Raw genomic sequence first — 17,845 nt, 5'->3', positions numbered from 1 at the left:
TTAATTCTCCACAGTGTTAAAGCTCTGGGCCATAGTCTGACAGTTTTGCTGATTTAGTGCTTCTTCAGCGCTGAATACTTCCAGCTGCAGGCACTGCTCGAGCAGCTGCTGCATGCGCGGGACTAAATCGCTGTCGTCCAAGCGCTGTAAGCCGCGGACAAATTCGTAATAAATAACCGGCAATGACGATTCTAACGTGAGCGCCTGCTCAAATGCCTCGATTGCACGACGGTCGGTTGAACCATAGGTAATGCGTCCTACAAAGGAGCCCACCCGCTCAACAATTCCGGCATGCAAGCCGCCTAATGTGGCCGGGTAAAGTGGCGAGGTGGGCGCTTCTTTTTGCAGTTGCAACAAGCGCTCGCGGCTGTCATCCAATAACCCGGATGAAGCAGCCTCGCTGGTGCTGAGCAGTTCTAGTGTTCGCGCCTGGGCGTAGGCTAAGCCAAAGCGGGCGAACCTGTGCTCAGGGGCCAGCGGCAGTAGCTGGCGTGAATGCTCACTTACCTGGCGAAACCCAGCCAGCTTGGCATCGGTATTGCTCTCGAGCAGCGTTAAGTACATTAAGCGTGAATACAGCGCCGGTATCGTACCGACCGGCCCAAGTTGTATGCCCAGCTCATACGCTGCCTGGAATTGGCCAGCAAAGTGCAAGCGCCACACCTGTTGCATGGCCTCCGCTAACGGCTTTGTATGTTGCCGGCTTAGGGCAGCCAGAGCGGGATGGGCCCCCGGTTCACTGGCCAAAGCCAGCATGCGCTGATTGAGTTTGGGGTAGGTCTGCAATAAGGCATCTATCGCTGTTGCTGACGGAAAGGCAATCGCACTGGCTTTGGTGAGCTGTGGCCAATAGTGCTGCAGGCGCTGGCCGGAGTAATCGAATGTGGCTAGAGAATCTGGATAGGGCTGCCAGCCCTGAGTTGGCTCGGCTTGTGCGCTGAATGCCATGCTTATAAACCACGTGGCTAGCGTGTTACGTCGCCATAACCGTGAGCGGTTTACGTGAGCCTGGCCGTTTCGACTCACGGTTCTGTGGTAGCAGGGTGCTACTCGCCAGTAAAGACAGCTAAGCATCATGTGTCTCGGTGTCATTGCGTGGCTGGCAGTATACCCAGAGCGCTGCTGACGCCGAGGTGAAATCTGGCCAGCTGCGCTATTGAAAGGCGTTGCCTAAAGGGATGCCCAGTTTCTTTAATACTATGGCTAACGGACAAAACCGAGTGATTGAAGCTTGCACTAGGTTAGCGCCAACAAACCCAGTGAATAAAAGCCAATAGGGGCTATGCAGTTGCGATAGCGCCAAGCTGAGCAAAATAAAGCTGCCAGCGATGGCCAGTACCCAGCGATCAATATTCATAAGACCCACCTCAATGATTGATAAAACCCGCAATACATTCTTAAATTCCAATGTAGTTATATTTCGGCCCTGTGTCTAGATCTAGCTGTTGTTATTTAACGGTTAAAGTGGTTATGCGGATGGCGGTAACAGGCATCGGCGACAGGAACCGGTTGAGAATCTTGATAGTCATCGGCTAAGCGATGGCTTGGCGCTTACCTTATGCCCAGCGAGCCTTGCGAAAGGGTCGGACTTCGCGTCACAAACCGCTATACTGCGCCCTTTGTTTTAATCAGTGATAGTGCAACCGCTATGAAAAGCTCAGAGATACGTCAGAAGTTTCTCGACTTCTTTGCCTCCAAAGGGCATGAAGTCGTGGCCTCCAGTCCCCTGGTTCCAGGAAATGACCCGACTTTGCTGTTCACCAATGCTGGCATGGTGCAGTTTAAAGACGTATTTCTCGGCGCCGACCAGCGCAGCTACACTCGCGCCACCAGCTCACAGCGCTGTGTGCGTGCCGGTGGTAAGCACAACGATTTGGAAAACGTCGGTTACACCGCACGCCACCATACCTTCTTTGAAATGCTGGGTAACTTCAGCTTTGGTGACTACTTCAAAGAAGACGCCATTAAGTTCGCCTGGGAGTGCTTAACCTCAGAGCAGTGGCTCAATCTGCCAGTCGAAAAGCTGCTGGTGACCGTCTACGCCGCCGACGACGAAGCCTACAACCTGTGGCACGACAAGATTGGTCTGCCAGCCGAAAAAATTATTCGCATCGGCGATAACAAGGGTAGTCGTTACGCGTCGGATAACTTCTGGCAAATGGGCGATACCGGCCCGTGTGGCCCGTGCAGCGAAATTTTCTACGACCACGGCGAGCACATCTGGGGCGGCCCTCCGGGTTCTGCCGAAGAAGACGGCGATCGCTTTATTGAAATCTGGAATATCGTTTTCATGCAGTTCGACCGCCAAGCCGACGGCGAAATGAAACTGCTGCCTAAGCCTTCGGTTGATACCGGTATGGGTCTAGAGCGTATTGCCGCCATTATGCAAGGCGTGCACAGCAACTATGAAATCGATATGTTTCAAGCGCTGTTGGCTGCCGCTGGCGAGCTGACCGGCTGCAAAGACAGCGAAAATAAATCGCTGCGAGTCATTGCCGACCATATTCGCTCCACCGGTTTTTTGATCATTGATGGCGTATTACCATCCAATGAAGGCCGTGGTTATGTTCTGCGTCGTATTATTCGCCGCGCTATTCGCCATGGTCATATGCTGGGCGCGCCATTGGGCTTTTTCCATAAGCTGGTGCCGGCGCTGGTTGCGCAAATGGGTGACGCCTACCCAGAGCTGGCCAATTTGCAGGAGCATGTGCAAAAAGTCCTGCGCCTGGAAGAAGAGCAATTTGCAAAAACCCTCGACCGTGGCATGGCCATCTTGAACGAAGCCATTGCTGAGCTGGATGGCGATACCATTCCTGGTGAAACCGCCTTTAAGTTGTACGATACCTATGGCTTCCCACTCGATTTGACCGCCGACGTAGCGCGTGAAAAAGAGCTAAAAGTCGACGAAGACGGCTTTAACGCCGCCATGGAAAAACAGCGCGAAACCGCTCGTGGTGCCAGTAACTTTGGCGCAGCGGCGAGCAAGGGTCTGACCATCGATGGCGAAACCCAGTTCCTGGGCTACAGCCAGCTGGAAAACCAGGGCCAGGTCAAAGCGCTGTTTAAAGATGGCGCTGCCGTTGACGATTTGAGCGCAGGCGACGAAGCCCTCTTGGTGTTGGACGAAACCGCCTTTTACGCCGAAAGCGGTGGTCAGGCGGGCGATAGCGGCTTCCTAAAAGCCGACGGTGTGGTATTCCAAGTTAAAGACACCCGCAAAGATGGCAAAAACCATTTGCACCAAGGTGTACTGGTCGAAGGCAGCGTAGCTTTGGGCGACACCTTAACGGCCTGTGTCGATGCCGATAAACGCCAATCGACCGCCTTGCATCATTCCGCCACCCATTTATTGCACGCTGCTTTACGCAAGGTATTGGGTGAGCATGTGGCGCAAAAAGGCTCGCTGGTGACCTACGACAAACTGCGTTTCGACTTTTCTCACCTTGAGGCTGTTAGCAGCGATGAGCTGCGCCAGATCGAAGACTTGGTTAACGCCCAGATTCGTGCCAATACTGAGGTGAGCACTCGTCTCATGAACATCGACGATGCTATGGCGTCCGGTGCTATGGCCCTGTTTGGTGAAAAGTACGATGACGAAGTGCGCGTCTTGTCGATGGGTAAGGATAACTTCTCCGTTGAGCTGTGTGGTGGTACCCATGCACAGCGTACCGGCGATATAGGTGTGCTAAAAATCAGTGCAGAAAGCGGTATTGCGGCAGGTATTCGTCGTATCGAAGCCGTGGTGGGCCAACACGCACTCGACTTTATTGCGACTGAAGAAGCCGCTTTGTCGAGTATTGCTGGCCAGCTGAAAGGCAGCCGCGACAATGCCGCTGAAAAAGTGAGTCAATTGCTCGGCCGTACGCGCCAGCTGGAAAAAGAGCTAGAAACCCTGAAAGCCAAGCTGGCTTCCAGCGCGGGTTCTGATTTGGCCGGCCAAGCCAAAGATGTGAACGGCGTGAAGGTGCTGGCAGCAGAGCTGGACGGTGCCGACGTACCGGCATTACGTAACACCATGGATCAGTTGAAAAACAAACTGGGCAGTGCAGCGATTATGTTGGCCGCCAATAGCGACGGCAAAGTGACCTTGCTGGCGGGCGTGACCAAAGACCTGATTGGCAAAGGCAAAGCCGGTGATGCGGTGAAAGCCTGTGCTCCACTGGTGGATGGCCGTGGTGGCGGTAAGCCAGAAATGGCCCAGGCGGGTGGTCAAAAACCAGAAGGCATTGCCGATGCCCTGGCAGCCTTTGAGCAATGGGCTAACGAGACCTTTTAAGCAAAGGTTCTCGGCTAAAAAAGGCGGTGTCAGCTTTGCTGGCCCGCCTTTTTCTTTTTAATATTGTTATCAACTCGATGCCAATGTGCCAACAGCCTGCCTTTAACGCCAACAAGTCAGGCCACGACTGGGCGCCCATCCTTCCTTGCTAGCGCCATTTGTTGTTTAATTAGCGACCTTTTTTCACCGTCGAATGGCATGGCAGCAGTATGGCGCTTTATGTACAGAAGTTTGGCGGCACATCAGTGGGCAGTATTGAGCGCATTGAGCACGTTGCCGACAAGGTAAAATCTTTTCACGATCAGGGTCATCAAATCGTGGTGGCGGTTTCAGCCATGAGTGGCGAGACCAATCGTCTGATCGGTCTAGCGCATGATATTTCCGAGCATCCAACACCGCGCGAAATGGATGTATTAGTGTCTACCGGCGAGCAGGTGACCATTGCACTGCTGGCCATGGCACTGCAAAAACGTGGCATTAACGCCCGTTCGTTTACCGGCTGGCAGGTGGGTATTAAAACCGACAGCTCGCATATGAAAGCCCGTATTGAAGATATTGATACCCGCTCCATGCGCGCCCAATTAGACGCCGGTGGCGTAGTGGTGGTGGCTGGCTTCCAGGGCATTGATGACGGCAATAACATCACCACCTTGGGCCGTGGCGGCTCTGACACCACAGGTGTGGCGCTGGCGGCGGCGTTAGGTGCGGATGAATGTCAGATCTATACCGACGTTGATGGTGTTTATACCACCGATCCTCGTGTGGTACCGGCCGCCCGCCGTATGGAAAAAGTGACCTTTGAAGAAATGCTGGAAATGGCCAGCCTAGGGTCAAAAGTGCTGCAAATTCGCTCGGTGGAATTTGCTGGCAAATACAAAGTACCGCTCCGTGTGCTGTCCAGCTTTAAGGACGGTGACGGCACCTTGATTACGATGGAGGAGAACAGCTCCGTGGAAAACCCTGTTATCTCTGGTATTGCGTTTAACCGCGACGAAGCCAAAGTCACCATTAAAGGCGTGCCTGATATTCCGGGCGTGGCGTCGAAAATTCTGGTTCCGGTAAGCGATGCCAATATCGAAGTGGATATGATCATTCAGAACGTATCGGCAGATGGCACGACGGACTTCACCTTTACCGTACACCGCAACGACTATCAAAAAGCGTTGGATATTCTGCGTGATACCGCCACAGAGCTGGAAGCGCGTGAAGTCACCGGAACCGACGACATCTGTAAGGTGTCTATGGTGGGCGTGGGCATGCGTTCCCATGCAGGTGTTGCCAGCAAAATGTTCAAAAGCCTGGCCGACGAGAACATCAACATCCTTGCGATTACCACCTCCGAGATCAAAATCTCAGTGGTCATCGAAGAGAAGTATCTGGAGCTGGCCGTTCGTGCTCTGCACACCGCATTTGGTTTGGATGCAGAAGAAGAAACGGCCTGATATCCGAAGTCTTATTAAAGCCTGGCCAGCGAAGGCCGGGTTTTAATAACCAAACGTTCTCAGAGTGCACAGGACATCGCTTTAAAACTGGCCGCACTGGTCAATACTGAAGCTGATACTCTGGGAACGGCACTAGCCAACAGCACCCTAGAAACACATCTAAATGTCAGGAGTAGACATATGCTTATTTTAACCCGTCGCGTCGGCGAAACCCTGATGGTCGGCGACGAAGTGACCGTCACCGTACTGGGCGTAAAAGGAAACCAGGTTCGCATTGGTGTCAATGCACCAAAAGAAGTGGCGGTTCACCGTGAAGAGATCTATCAGCGCATACAGCGCGAAAAAGAGGGTGATGAGCCAAGCGGCAACTACTGATCCTCATCTCTTATCGCCCGCAGCACCTCCCTGGCTGCGGGCCAATTCCTGCCAATCTCAGCTAACCACTTAATTTCTTTAAAATTTTCTCTTGGCAAATCCTAAAAACATGGTACTATGCGCGCCGTGTCTTGGAGAGATGGCCGAGTGGCTGAAGGCGCGCCCCTGCTAAGGGCGTATAGGTTTATACCCTATCGAGGGTTCGAATCCCTCTCTCTCCGCCACTTTTCTTTGCTGTGTTTCACAGCGAGAAGCGTAAAAATAGAATGTTGACAGCCTTGTTAATGTCTCTATAATACGCGCCCCACGATGATGCGCGCTCGTAGCTCAGCTGGATAGAGTACCTGGCTACGAACCAGGCGGTCGGAGGTTCGAATCCTCCCGAGCGCGCCATTTTCCTCTAGGAATTTACATCGTGACAATCTGATGCGCGCTCGTAGCTCAGCTGGATAGAGTACCTGGCTACGAACCAGGCGGTCGGAGGTTCGAATCCTCCCGAGCGCGCCATCTTTTCTATGCTTCTTCCGAAGCGATTGATTTCCAAATCTAAAGTTATTTTTCGTGAGCTGCCGTTGGCGCGACGGAGATTCGCATCTTCTTAGGCTCGATCAATGGCCGGGAGCCATTGAGTCCGCGTGAGCGCCCGCAGGGCTGACGGCAGGACTCATCGCTATGTACGAGCGCAGAGAGCGTCGGAGCATGCGACGACGGCCCGCAGGGCAAACCACCCTCCCGAGTTTTTCAGTGTTTTTAATCTAGCAGTGCAGGTTTCCTCTGAGAGCGTCTAGGCCTGTACGCCACCTTTTCCCTGATTGCTTCGAACCTTTTCGATACTCTACGTACGTTTATAAATCTGGCTACTCCCTATGCCCTCCTTGAGGGACCTTATCCCTCACGCCGGGCGGGCGAACTCCCTGCTTTGCGCTGCGCAGGCCGTTCATCCTTCGTTATCAATGCTGTGATCGCCGCAACGCCAACAGCCTGCATCCCGGCAGGATGTTGGCTGGTGCTGCCGTCCTGGCAGCCCCTGCAGGCACAGTCATTGTCAACGCAGGCGGCCTGCTAGGCGCGTGCGATTGATATCGCGAAACCGAGAGTTTATGAAGTGCTACTGCTCTTTTGGAGGGATCTTATTTCTTGAATTAGCCGGCAAACTCACTGTTGTCATTTCAGCCTTGCAGGCGCAGACATTGCTGATACTGGCGGCTTGCGAAGGTAAAGCCCAATTCTCCCAGTGGCTGGCCGAGAAGCTTGTTGTCCAAAAAAAGGCGAGAAAATTGAGTGCGACGCGCTGTGTGTTGGCAGAAAGATTACGCTGATTCTCCAGGTAGCTAGGAAACTGCATAACATGCGGTGCGCTAAGCTCTGGTGGATGCTGCAAGCGCTGAAAGCGGATATAGAATTGAATCCAGTACAGGTAGGTAAGCTCCGTGCGAATGCTGTAGTCTCGAAGCCGAATGTAGTGACGAATGTTTTGGATGAACTAGCTCTTGACCATCGCGCTCACCTGAATGCAAAGATATGCTGGCTAAATACGGCTCTTCACTGTACCTAGTGGGCCATAGACATATCGAGCTGTCCGTATCTGAACATAATCAGCGACTTGTACCTGTCTCGATTTCTGAAGCCATGGGCCAGTCTCGCAAGGTTCTTAACATTTTTGTTGACAGCTTCAGCACGAGCATTGGATGACTGATGCTTCATTGCAGTAAGAATACCTTTCAGGTGAGCTTTTATGGTCTCTGCGGCTAATTCCAGCGCTTTAATACCGCTGCTTTTGGCTAAGTAGAGCCATTGTGTCCAGCTGCGACGGTTTGAAGGCTCAATGCCCGTCCAAATATCACGAGCCTTTTCTTTTAGCATCCATACGTAAGCTGTTTTCGTCATAGAAGTCTGTTGTAGATTAAGCTCATTGCTTTGTTGCACTTTGAGGTTGTGCCGACTCCTTAGCCACAGGTAGCGTGTTTTGTGAGAGTGAAGTTTATCTAGAGACGGTTGCTCTTTAAGCTCAGAAAGTCGGGTGCTTGAAACGGCAGTGGTGAGTACTTTGGATACATGAAAGTGATCGATTGAAATCATTTTATTGGCTTTACTTCCAAAAAATCGCTTGGTGGCTTCGATGTATGCTGAGCTCATATCCATCGAGATCGTCCGCGTCTTTTGCAAGCATTGAATTGGAATTGTGCTCAGGCAGTTCAATAAACTGCTTCCACTACGACCGTCAGATATAGCGATCACTTGACCATTACGATTTGAAAGAATGGTAATAAAATCGCGTCCTTTTCCAATACAGGTCTCGTCGACAGACAGATGGGTGCAATCCACTTCCCAGCGCCGACTTAAACCTCTTTTTATTGCTTTTTGTATGATTCGATCGACTACCGACCAGCTTGTCTTGAATCGCCGGGTAATAGCTAGAATCGATACTTCCTGCGCCCACTTTAACACTTCATTCTCGAACTTGATTGAGTGGTGTGAGCTGCCATCAGCCCAGGGTACCTGAATCGTTAACACACCATGTTCAGGGCAGTTCACGCGAGGGACTGAAGCTTCGATGATGGTTTTATATTGACATGTGTCGAGATGTCGCCAACGACGTGATCGCTGGTCATACAGTGTGCATTGATTGCCACATACAGGACAGGCCACCCCCTGTGTTTGATCAAATGCAACCGTTACAACAACTTCCGATTCATCGTCTTTCAGATCAACAGAGGTTGCGTGCCAAGGTGGAGATAACTCCAAAATTCGATTGTACAGAGTGAGCTGATCCATCCATAGATACCCTTCCAGTGAAGGATCAGTGTATCTGGACCACCAAAGATGGTGAAGAGCCCTAAATACACAATATATCTGGATATTGGAGAGTATGTTGGCACACATTCTTGGCTAACTTGCCTGTATTTCCCTGGGGTGGTAGCTTAAACGCCCGAGAAATCAGTGAGTTAGTCTTAGAGCGCCAGAACTTTGAGGCGTGGATAGTAGGCGAGCACGTTTTCTCCGGAGGAAATGTGAGAAAAAACTGGATATCCAGCGTTAAATCAGTGAGTTGGAAGAGATACCTCGAATGGTTCTAGCTGGAAAAACAGGCGCGTACACTATTAAACTGTTATGTGTCCAAATAGAGTTTGAGAATGGAAATACCTTTCGACAATAATTCAGGTGAAAAGTACGTTTTAGATGTCGTGCCTTGTGATATTGAAACGGGAGACGGCGTAGTTCTCACCGTAAACAAAAAAGCGTGTGAGGCATTCGCTCAATTGTTTACCCAGCTTGCAAAGGAGCCAGACGGCACTCATATTCATTTGGGTTACGATGAATCGGAGCCCCAGGGCCCTGGGTTTAAGTTGGTGCGAAATGAAAACACATAACAAAACGCTCAACTATACTCCGGCCGCAAGCGGCCTCCGCCGGACAGCCAAAAGCGTGCTTCGCACTGGCTGCCGGTTAGCTCAGCGTTATAACTAGTAAGAGATTATGGAAGATAGGTATCACGAAGGGGAAATCACAGAAGAGGTCATACGAGAGTGGGCGTATGATGAATATATGTGGCTTAGCGAGCAAGACGAAGATTTAGTTTTCTACGATGAAAATCTATTACCAATTATTGTAGAGTTAGGCTCAGACCCGAATTGCCTAAAGGGTTCTGATATGCTCCTTTGGTTCACAGACTTCGTGCGTGAACAAAACAAGGAAAGAAGAGATCAGATTATAGAAGCTGCAATTGGTGAAGTTAAAAGATACAAATCTTCCAGATTGAGCAGATGGTTAAATGATCTTAAGATAATCAAAAGGTTATAACAATGCCATCAAAAATCGCGCTTCCAGCGCTGGACTCGCAACAAGTTGCTCGCCTTTTATGGTGGCGTTAGGCTTTAATTGAGGATGTATATGCAACGTTTCATCTGTTTGTTTTTTTTATTACTATTATAGGTGGTTGTGCAAGTACTGCTAATACACAGATATCACATGAAAATAAATATGATAAAAACTCTATAGAGAAAAGATTATTGATTTTAGTTAAGCATACTGACCAAGTAGGAAAATCTTCTAATCTAATTGTTAGTGAGATCATGAATGATCCAAAATTCGATTTAAGAACAAAAAGTAAGTTATGTAAGGCTACTGGTTCATTAATCTCGAAAAATATTATTGAGAATTTGCAGGCAATTGTTGCTTCCCTAGAAAAGGATCAACAATTAATGATTGAAGAGCAGAAGAGCAAGTACTTAATATATAAGTCTAAAGTTGATGAGATGCAGTTCGGGAAACCTTTGTGCCATTTTAAAACCTAACAATCAGTTGGTGTACGCACCTGCGGTGCTGGGACGGTTTTACTTCACTCGTTCCTCGCTACGTTTCACCGCCCCACAACAAAGCGTTATGTGTAAATCACGATGATCACGTTTCAAATAGAAGACGAAATACACGCAGAGCCTCAAGGCAATTACGATTCCTTCGGAGAGGCCGTTACGGAATTGACCCGTCGTGCAAAAATTGATTGGGACAAAGAGCCCAACAGATGTCCTTGCACGAGTTGGAAAACGTGCGGGAGAGATTATCAAATTCTTGAGTATGATTGCTCTACAAAGCCCTACTGGACACTCATTAAAGCTACTCCAGTGCTATCTATATCGGCCAAGGGGGTAATTTGGGAGAAGGGTTTTGGTGCGTAGAGCTACATCACATAACAAGTCAATAAACTTCGCGCCTACGGAGCCGGACGCGCTACCGCGCGCCGGTTATTGAGGCGTTATGCACCACGAGATATCGAATGCTTCAAGACATAAATAGCCCTGAATCAAAGATGCTTATAGAGGCGTGTGGATTAATCTCTGAAATACGAGGTTCCTTTACAGCGCTTACATCTATGAGCGATGAGCAACTAAAATCGCAGTATGGAGCTTATAGGGTAAAGCTTGGCCAGCTTGCTCTTATTGCAGAGAAGCTTCTTAGGCCAACCCAGAGAGAAAAAGCTGATAGGGCTATTCAGCTATTATACAAACCGTTGACCGGCCAGGTTAAGATTGCTGAATCTGATTTTGCAAAGATAAAAAGCTTTATAAATACATTGGAGTCTTCAGAGTGCTTCTTTTGTGGTTGCATATAAGGCATAACAAGCGCAAGCGCGCGGAACAATTTTCCGCTCCTTCGTCGCTCCAAATTGTCCGGTGTTGCGGACGTTAGCTTTCAAATAAACCTCTAGGATGGGTCGTGAAACTACTCAAATCAACCTTATTAATTACCAGCTTTCTTTTTGGCACTGTGAATGCCGAAGACCGTTATGAGTTTGTGGATAAGGAAGTTGCATTGTTTATGAAAAGCAATAATATACCTGCTGTCACTGTAGGAGTAATAGAAAACGGGGAGATACAAATTGAAAAATCTTATGGGACATACAGCAGAGAAAATATAAATCCGGTAACGACAGATAGTTTATTTCAGATAGGTTCTCAAACGAAGGTAATCACCAGTTTAATTGCATTAGCCGCAGTGGAAGACGGAATACTAAGGCTGGATGACAATTTAGATACTTTACTTCCGGATATGTTCTCATCTATAGAAAAAAATACCCTACAGAAAATAACAATTGATACGTTGCTAAGTCATCGCTCAGGCCTTCCTAACTATCCTAAAAATGTCACACGTATAGATGGCGACCCTATGGAGGGGGGTACAACGAATCTCAATTTCAGACGGCGCTTAAATCAACCATTTTAGATTTTGAACCCGGCAGCAAGTTTTCCTATTCGAATTTTAATTATGCAGTTATTGGGTATATTCTCAGTAAGAAAACAGGGAAAACATATGAAGCCCTAATTAATGAATATTTACGTAAACGACTTGGTGTCACCGAAGTTTATAGTCAGTTACCAACTGAAAAGTCTTCCCTTGTTGTTACGCCCTACAGGAAAGATAACCGGTTAATAAAAACTAAACCTTGGGAAATGGGACTTCTTACGCCTCATGGCGGTTTGTATGCCTCTAATAACGCTCTTTCGAAATTAATGGAGCAGCAAATTTCAGCGTACCAAGTTTTCTTTAAAAACAGAAAGGCTTCTCCTTTAGTTTCAACACAAACCAGTTATGAAACGGGACTTTATCCAGGGTTAAGCTATGGCTATGGCATGTTCGAAGCATCGGCTGAGTTAGGTTTATATCCTGAAACCGTTCTGTGGCACGGCGGCGATCTTGATGGCTTTGGAAGTGAGTATGTTTTTTCACCTAGCTCAAAAGTTGGTATTGTGCTTTTGACATCTAGCGGTGGTAGAGAGTTTGTGCTCCTTGGAAGGAAATTGATGAATAGCCTGCTGACTGAGAAAGCTAAAAAATAATCACGACACCAAATAATCAAGACATATATAGACGCTCACCCGGTGTCAAGGTAGAACCTGGCCTTGGCGCCTGAACACCCCTGATTAACTTCTTTTTTACTCATCCCCGGTCGTTATGATGAGCGGTGGTTCATGCGAGTTGGCGGTAGCGCTGACATATATTCGGCTTCTGATCAGGCCGTGACCTGGAGCCCTGATGAGATCCGCACCTTCCCACCTAAAAACACCCACTCGATCTGTTACGATCGTGTCCAGCCCAGGTTCTGGGAAGGGCGGATAACCCCGTTTATTTCATCACGCTAACGACTACCGGATGAGATAAATACATTTACGCCACACTTAGATTGGGTGTCTTATTAATTGCGCTGCTGTGTTGGTAGTTGAATCGGACGAGGATCTGTTGAAGGTGTTTGCCGACGTTTGTAACTCTAATTCTGAGATTCTTGGTGATCCGGTATATTCAGGTACCGGTAAACGAAAGTGCGAAACGTCACCGTCACCTAAAAATTATTTTGACGCCACCGATTCTGCACTCGACATTGCATGGTGGGATGCGTTTGGTGGTGAGGTAGCGTTGTTCCGTACGGGGCATGATGCGGATACACTTCAGTTCGTTGTTTTAGCGGTTTCTGATAATTGTGTCCGATAGTACTTTTAGGTTGGGTGTCTATTTAATTATACTAGCATGTCGACGTGCCGTGGAAATAACGGCTAGCCACTGTGCAAAAAGACGACTAAAATGATTATATCCTTGGATTTCTATCATTCATTCGCAGTGCTAGTATTTATTGTAAGGTTTCAATATTTTTGGCTGTTGATATTGGGAATGAGGTTTTTGAATATTTATGGGAAATTTAAAGGCAATGCTCATCGAATTAGAAGAGCATTTGTTTAAGGCTGAAACCAGGGCTTCATACAAAGAATTGGATCAACTAATTGCGGATGATTTCACTGAAATTGCTGGTTCTGGAGTTCGGTTTGGGAAAAGAGAAGCTCTAGAGCGTTTGCCAATAGAGGTTCCTCCGAAGATCTGTGCATCTGGATATGAGTTTAGACATTTGGCGCCAAATTGTGCCCAGTTACTTTACAAAGTTATAATGGTGAAAAGTGGTCATGCCACCCCGATTTATTCACTGCGATGTTCAATTTGGTCTCTGATAGATGGGAGGTGGCAAATGATCTTCCATCAAGGCACCTTATGTAATGAATTTTAGCACTAGCACTAGCCCTAACGGAGACATTATATTAATGGACGCAGGCGCTTTGGGAATAGATCTGGATGAAATGTTCAGTTTTTGCAAAGTAGGATTTTGGCGGTCTGCAGAAGTAAGGAAGATAATAGAACTCTGGTTCGGGATGGCTTTCATTGGTGCTCCAGGATAGCCTAAGAACGCGGAATGACTTTCAGTAAACATAAACTTTAGGATTATAATGAATAAGTTATTTGAAGAACTTCCACTTTCGATTCAAGAGTGTCTTGAAGAGATGGATGATTATGACGATCCTTGCTTTGTGCTGGTTTACTCTGATCAGGATATATCACCATTCGTTAAGACGATCGATTCGGTTGTTGACTCTGAGGAAGTGTATTCAAAGCTTAGCATTCAAGCTTCAGATAACGTAATTTTCATATCTATTGATTGCGATCATGAGGTTATAGCCAACATAGTTCGAAAGGTTCAAGAAGTCTTCTGTGAGTTAAGTATCAAATGTTATCTGTCAGCTTTTCGTCATAACTGTTTAGGTGAACCGGAGGAGACGTTTCTCTGGTGTTGTCAGCTTTTGGATGAGGTGCGTGACGAGTTTTCCGGTAGTGGTGGTTTTAAGATAAATGATTTTAAAGATCGTAAAAGTTGGCCGGGTATTAAAAAGTATATGAAATTGAAGTCATAATAAAGATTTTGGTTTTACTCGGAGTTATTAAGTTTCTTGAATTCTGGTCTGGTCGTAGTGATGCGGTGTTCAAATATGCCGTTTTGGTAATGCGCATAACACCACGATTGAGGGTCGTATTTAATGAGGTGTTTTGAAAGCTTTGTCAGTAGTTGCCCCTTGGGGAACAATGATCGCCAATGGAACAAAGTCGCTGGAAATTAGGTCTTGGAGTCCGGAGCTAATCCCAATGCTGAGTGTTGCTTTGGTCCAAAATAACACGCGGTTAACGAAAGAGGGTGACGAAGATCTCGAGGGCCAAGTTTTAGCTGTTGTTGATATTGTCTCATGTGATCCATGGAAAAAAGAGGACTGCAAACAGTCAGGCTGTCATGAATCAGAGTTTGAAGAGGGATGGCTGGCATGGAAGCTGACTAATATCAGGAAGCTTAATACTCCAGTGAATGCAATAGCAAAACGTAAATTCTACGACTTAACAGATGTTGAGGCTATTGCAGTCAAGCGTGGAATAGAAGCACAAAATAGCCCTTAAGAAGGATTTGGAAAGTTAATGGATCTAATAGGATATCGATCCAAAATTTTCGGATGTTGAAGAAACCAAGCACGCCTTCTTGTCTAGATTGCCAGTTTTTTCCATTGATGGTGATCACCAGTGATGAAATAGCATCTGAGCAGATAAATAATTCATTAGCGCTGTAAGTATTTACGGTGTTGGTGTTGGTGTTGGTGTTGAGAGTGCCCATGTATCATCTTAGTTGTAGAGCTAGTCTCATTTAGGCGGCACTGCGGTAGCAGTGCCGTGGTTGTACTTTCAAAGAAAACGTTGCTTTTTCAAGTATACCTAGCGATCGGTGATAAAGGTAAGGTTGAGTACATATCGTAGCATGTCGCCTAGGGAGCAAATGCCAGAGTTTCAACAGTCTTGATCACCACACAAATATCACTCGACTGGAAAGTTTGAAACAACGTACGTCACACCAAAATAATCAGCGAGTCGATTCATATTGGTAATACAGATCGATTTGCCATTAAAGAACTTCCAGATGTAACTACGGCTAACTCCAGATCCCTGTGCCAGTAAGGTATAGGTGCCTTTCATCGGCTTTGGTCCACCCATATGGATTTCTGTGTTCAAGTATCTGTCAATTCGGTCGCGAAGAATGTGCTCCAAATCCTTGATGCCAACGGCATCCGGCCGATAGCAGGCAGGAAGCTCCTGGAAATACTGTTTAAATTTCTCTGTTGAGTCCATGTTAAATCCGTTTACTGTTTAAACCATAAGTATGGCCAAGCTCGGCCTTTATCCTTAAACCCCAGATCCTGAACACTCTGTGCGGGAAAAGCAACAGTCCCAAAGAGTGTATCCCATAACGTAATGGGACTGTAGTTTTTGGCATGCAATCCACGCTGATGGTGTAAAAGATGCTGTTCAGGAGTCTGTATTAGGTATCCTAATGGCCGTATTCTTTTTTGTAAACGTATATTTGAATGATGAAAAGTCTCAAGACTACCTTCAATGGTCAGTGCCAAAGCGATGGCTTCAGGTGATACATTAAATAAGAGTTTTCCCGTCAAAATTAATACCAAAGAATTAGCTATTAGTTCCACCGGGTGCCGATAAAAGGCCACTCGACTTTCCATATGACTGGGTGAGTGGTGCATATAGTGCAAATACTTCCAAGCGAGATGCCAGGAATGCTTTAGTCTATGCGCCCAATAATTAACACATGAGTAGATCAGATAGTAAATAAAACCTTCCGCCACCCAATGGCCGGCCAGCATGGGTTGATCTGTTGTCCAGATAGACCAGCCGAACAGCAGTACCTGAGCCCACAGCCAAGCAAAGGCCAGTACTGTTGCCCAAGTTCGGTTAAAACCCCGATGTTTTGGCCGTGCTTGATGGGGCCAGCGACGCTCTGCCCACATAAAAAACAGTAATACTGACAATTGAGTGAAAAACAGGATAAGGAATTCCATTACTTTCTCCTTTTGTGAATGGAGACAGTAGATTAAGTCGAACTCATTAGTCTGATAAATGATGCAGGCCAGAGATTTTTTCTCCATAGCATGTTGAGAGATCTCTCCAGGGTGTTGGCTGCATATATATGGGCTTTAGACGGTTGCTGGTTGATTTGCGCACGGGATTAATGCAGTCTACTTAAATCCGTCCTTCATCCTAGTGGAGTCGAAGTATGATCAGCTAGGGATGTGGATGACATTCCAACATTACTTTGGATTTATATGAAAGTTGTCCAGGATCAGAAGCTATTTGACGAGAAGCAGGAGAAGTTTGCTATCGAGTTTGTTCGCACAATAAAGCAAACGCTTGCAGAATACGGGCTGGATGAGCAAATGATGTATGACCTCACGAGTGAGCTGAGCTTTAACCTTGCTGCTTTGTTGGATGGTACAGCCGTTAATGGGACAGTGTCTGATCCGGCTGTACTGTCTCTCGCCTTTCGAGAAAAAGAGCATTGTCTGGAATCTATTGTGGTCTCTCCAGCTGGTTCGTATTTGCATGAGCTGTCTGAAGGTTTGGTGGAAGAAGCGTTCGACTAATACCCCAGCAGGGGCAATCACTCGCTGTTGCAGGCGCTGTCATGTCCTATGGGCTGTCTATGGGGACTAGGCGTGTGACCGCCAGTTTTTTACAAGACAAACCTGGTCGGCCAGGTTAGCCTGCCATCATCCTGTGCGATGATACCTGTATGGAACAGATTCGTTATTACCGGCCGCAGCCTGATATCAGCCTAATCGATGCCAGCTATCAGGCGTTTGCCTTTCAGCGCCATTACCATCTCGACTTTCATATCGGCCTGATCACCGAGGGTGTGCAGCGCTTTCGCTATCGTGGCCAAAGCTATACCGCAGGCCCAGGAGAGCTGGTGCTGATGCCGCCCGATGAGCTACATGACGGCGAAGCCCAGCAAGAGCAGGGCTATCAGGTCAATGTGTTTGCCATGGAGCCGCACAGGTTTGCCCAGTTGGCAGACTTGCAGGGGCATGCGGAGTTGATTCACTTTGATCAACTGGTGGTAAAAGACCCTGTGGTGTTTGCTTTTTTGCGCCAGTTGCATCAGCTGTTGCGGCAAGCTCAGCTCAGTCAGCTGGCCCAGGATTGTTTGCCGTTAGAGGGTTTTAACTTACTGTTTGAGCGCTACGGGGCTCAGGCTCCACAGTCGGCCAAAACATTGGGCAAACAGACCATGTCCGAGCTTAAAGATTATTTGCTCGATCATATTGATCAGCCGGTAAGGTTGCAGTCGCTGGCAGAGTTGTGCGGTTTAACCCCGACTCAATTGCAGCGGCATTTTAAGTCCACTACTGGCCTGACTCCCTATGCTTGGTTTAGCCAGTTGCGTTTGGAGCAGGGCATGAAGCAACTGCAAGCGGGTGTTAGCCCGGTAATGGTTGCCCATGCGGTGGGCTATTACGATCAGGCGCATTTTTGCAAAGCCTTTAAACGTCAATACGGTGTTCCACCGTCGATGGTCTATAGCGCAAGGTAACTGCACTAGTGGTTG

The 17,845-nt window shown here is 47.7% G+C and carries 20 protein-coding genes and 3 tRNA genes; 17 read left to right on the top strand and 6 right to left on the bottom strand.

Going from position 1 to position 17,845, the window contains the following annotated elements; translation table 11 throughout:
- Both AC55FS_RS17110 and AC55FS_RS17105 read right to left on the bottom strand, forming a co-directional pair.
- Positions 1-948 carry a hypothetical protein gene (locus tag AC55FS_RS17110; RefSeq protein ID WP_496933486.1) on the bottom strand — a complete coding sequence of 316 codons (948 nt, stop codon included), beginning with the start codon at positions 946-948 and terminating at the stop codon, positions 1-3.
- Between the two features lie 205 nt (positions 949-1,153).
- Positions 1,154-1,357, bottom strand: coding sequence for a YgaP family membrane protein (locus AC55FS_RS17105; protein WP_496933485.1), 204 nt, complete (start codon positions 1,355-1,357; stop codon positions 1,154-1,156).
- Between the two features lie 291 nt (positions 1,358-1,648).
- Between AC55FS_RS17105 and alaS the strand changes: the two genes are divergently transcribed.
- The 6 genes from alaS to AC55FS_RS17075 all read left to right on the top strand — a co-directional run bounded on the left by alaS (position 1,649) and on the right by AC55FS_RS17075 (position 6,600).
- Positions 1,649-4,276 carry an alanine--tRNA ligase gene (gene alaS / locus AC55FS_RS17100; RefSeq protein ID WP_496933484.1) on the top strand — a complete coding sequence of 876 codons (2,628 nt, stop codon included), beginning with the start codon at positions 1,649-1,651 and terminating at the stop codon, positions 4,274-4,276.
- A gap of 209 nt (positions 4,277-4,485) precedes the next feature.
- The gene (locus tag AC55FS_RS17095) at positions 4,486-5,718 is read left to right on the top strand and encodes an aspartate kinase (protein WP_496933482.1); all 1,233 of its coding nucleotides are present in this window, start codon (positions 4,486-4,488) and stop codon (positions 5,716-5,718) included.
- Positions 5,719-5,898: 180 nt separating this feature from the next.
- The gene (csrA, locus tag AC55FS_RS17090; protein ID WP_496933480.1) at positions 5,899-6,093 is read left to right on the top strand and encodes a carbon storage regulator CsrA; all 195 of its coding nucleotides are present in this window, start codon (positions 5,899-5,901) and stop codon (positions 6,091-6,093) included.
- A gap of 133 nt (positions 6,094-6,226) precedes the next feature.
- Positions 6,227-6,317 (top strand) — tRNA-Ser (locus tag AC55FS_RS17085).
- Positions 6,318-6,409: 92 nt separating this feature from the next.
- Positions 6,410-6,486, top strand: a tRNA-Arg gene (locus AC55FS_RS17080).
- 37 nt (positions 6,487-6,523) lie between these two features.
- Positions 6,524-6,600, top strand: a tRNA-Arg gene (locus AC55FS_RS17075).
- Positions 6,601-7,201: 601 nt separating this feature from the next.
- Here AC55FS_RS17075 and AC55FS_RS17070 read toward each other — a convergent pair.
- The gene (locus AC55FS_RS17070; protein ID WP_496935986.1) at positions 7,202-7,531 is read right to left on the bottom strand and encodes a phage integrase N-terminal SAM-like domain-containing protein; all 330 of its coding nucleotides are present in this window, start codon (positions 7,529-7,531) and stop codon (positions 7,202-7,204) included.
- Between the two features lie 113 nt (positions 7,532-7,644).
- Positions 7,645-8,868 (bottom strand): ISL3 family transposase, encoded by a 1,224-nt coding sequence (locus AC55FS_RS17065; protein WP_496933479.1) that lies wholly within the window; start codon positions 8,866-8,868, stop codon positions 7,645-7,647.
- A 359-nt stretch (positions 8,869-9,227) separates the two neighbouring features.
- Here AC55FS_RS17065 and AC55FS_RS17060 point away from each other — a divergent pair, with 359 nt between their 5' ends.
- The 9 genes from AC55FS_RS17060 to AC55FS_RS17020 all read left to right on the top strand — a co-directional run bounded on the left by AC55FS_RS17060 (position 9,228) and on the right by AC55FS_RS17020 (position 14,853).
- Complete coding sequence (locus tag AC55FS_RS17060) at positions 9,228-9,464, top strand: hypothetical protein (RefSeq protein WP_496933478.1); 237 nt, start codon at positions 9,228-9,230, stop codon at positions 9,462-9,464.
- 106 nt (positions 9,465-9,570) lie between these two features.
- A complete protein-coding gene (locus AC55FS_RS17055; protein WP_496933476.1) occupies positions 9,571-9,894 on the top strand; it encodes a hypothetical protein in 324 nt (107 codons plus the stop codon).
- Between the two features lie 272 nt (positions 9,895-10,166).
- A complete protein-coding gene (locus tag AC55FS_RS17050) occupies positions 10,167-10,388 on the top strand; it encodes a hypothetical protein (RefSeq protein ID WP_496933475.1) in 222 nt (73 codons plus the stop codon).
- 479 nt (positions 10,389-10,867) lie between these two features.
- The gene (locus AC55FS_RS17045; protein ID WP_496933474.1) at positions 10,868-11,203 is read left to right on the top strand and encodes a hypothetical protein; all 336 of its coding nucleotides are present in this window, start codon (positions 10,868-10,870) and stop codon (positions 11,201-11,203) included.
- Positions 11,204-11,307: 104 nt separating this feature from the next.
- A complete protein-coding gene (locus AC55FS_RS17040; RefSeq protein WP_496933473.1) occupies positions 11,308-11,814 on the top strand; it encodes a serine hydrolase domain-containing protein in 507 nt (168 codons plus the stop codon).
- Positions 11,808-12,428, top strand: a complete 621-nt coding sequence (locus AC55FS_RS17035; RefSeq protein ID WP_496935984.1) for a serine hydrolase domain-containing protein — start codon at positions 11,808-11,810, stop codon at positions 12,426-12,428. The genes AC55FS_RS17040 and AC55FS_RS17035 overlap by 7 nt, the downstream gene beginning before the upstream one ends.
- Before the next feature lie 845 nt (positions 12,429-13,273).
- Positions 13,274-13,642, top strand: a complete 369-nt coding sequence (locus AC55FS_RS17030; protein ID WP_496933472.1) for a nuclear transport factor 2 family protein — start codon at positions 13,274-13,276, stop codon at positions 13,640-13,642.
- Between the two features lie 217 nt (positions 13,643-13,859).
- Complete coding sequence (locus tag AC55FS_RS17025) at positions 13,860-14,321, top strand: hypothetical protein (RefSeq protein ID WP_496933471.1); 462 nt, start codon at positions 13,860-13,862, stop codon at positions 14,319-14,321.
- Positions 14,322-14,454: 133 nt separating this feature from the next.
- Positions 14,455-14,853 (top strand): ASCH domain-containing protein, encoded by a 399-nt coding sequence (locus AC55FS_RS17020; protein WP_496933470.1) that lies wholly within the window; start codon positions 14,455-14,457, stop codon positions 14,851-14,853.
- Between the two features lie 408 nt (positions 14,854-15,261).
- Here the strand turns inward: AC55FS_RS17020 and AC55FS_RS17015 are convergent, their stop codons facing one another.
- Together AC55FS_RS17015 and AC55FS_RS17010 are read right to left on the bottom strand one after the other, a co-directional pair.
- Positions 15,262-15,573 carry a helix-turn-helix domain-containing protein gene (locus AC55FS_RS17015; protein ID WP_496933469.1) on the bottom strand — a complete coding sequence of 104 codons (312 nt, stop codon included), beginning with the start codon at positions 15,571-15,573 and terminating at the stop codon, positions 15,262-15,264.
- Between the two features lie 11 nt (positions 15,574-15,584).
- Positions 15,585-16,385, bottom strand: coding sequence for a sterol desaturase family protein (locus tag AC55FS_RS17010; protein ID WP_496933468.1), 801 nt, complete (start codon positions 16,383-16,385; stop codon positions 15,585-15,587).
- A 144-nt stretch (positions 16,386-16,529) separates the two neighbouring features.
- Here AC55FS_RS17010 and AC55FS_RS17005 point away from each other — a divergent pair, with 144 nt between their 5' ends.
- Both AC55FS_RS17005 and AC55FS_RS17000 read left to right on the top strand, forming a co-directional pair.
- Positions 16,530-16,880 (top strand): hypothetical protein, encoded by a 351-nt coding sequence (locus AC55FS_RS17005; protein ID WP_496933467.1) that lies wholly within the window; start codon positions 16,530-16,532, stop codon positions 16,878-16,880.
- 149 nt (positions 16,881-17,029) lie between these two features.
- A complete protein-coding gene (locus AC55FS_RS17000) occupies positions 17,030-17,830 on the top strand; it encodes an AraC family transcriptional regulator (protein ID WP_496933466.1) in 801 nt (266 codons plus the stop codon).
- Positions 17,831-17,845: the final 15 nt, after the last annotated feature.

The sequence above is a fragment of the Bacterioplanes sp. CLAM21 genome, assembly GCF_059641015.1.
Note: the sequence above shows the minus strand (reverse complement) of the source record. Positions and strands in the feature narration are given on the sequence as shown.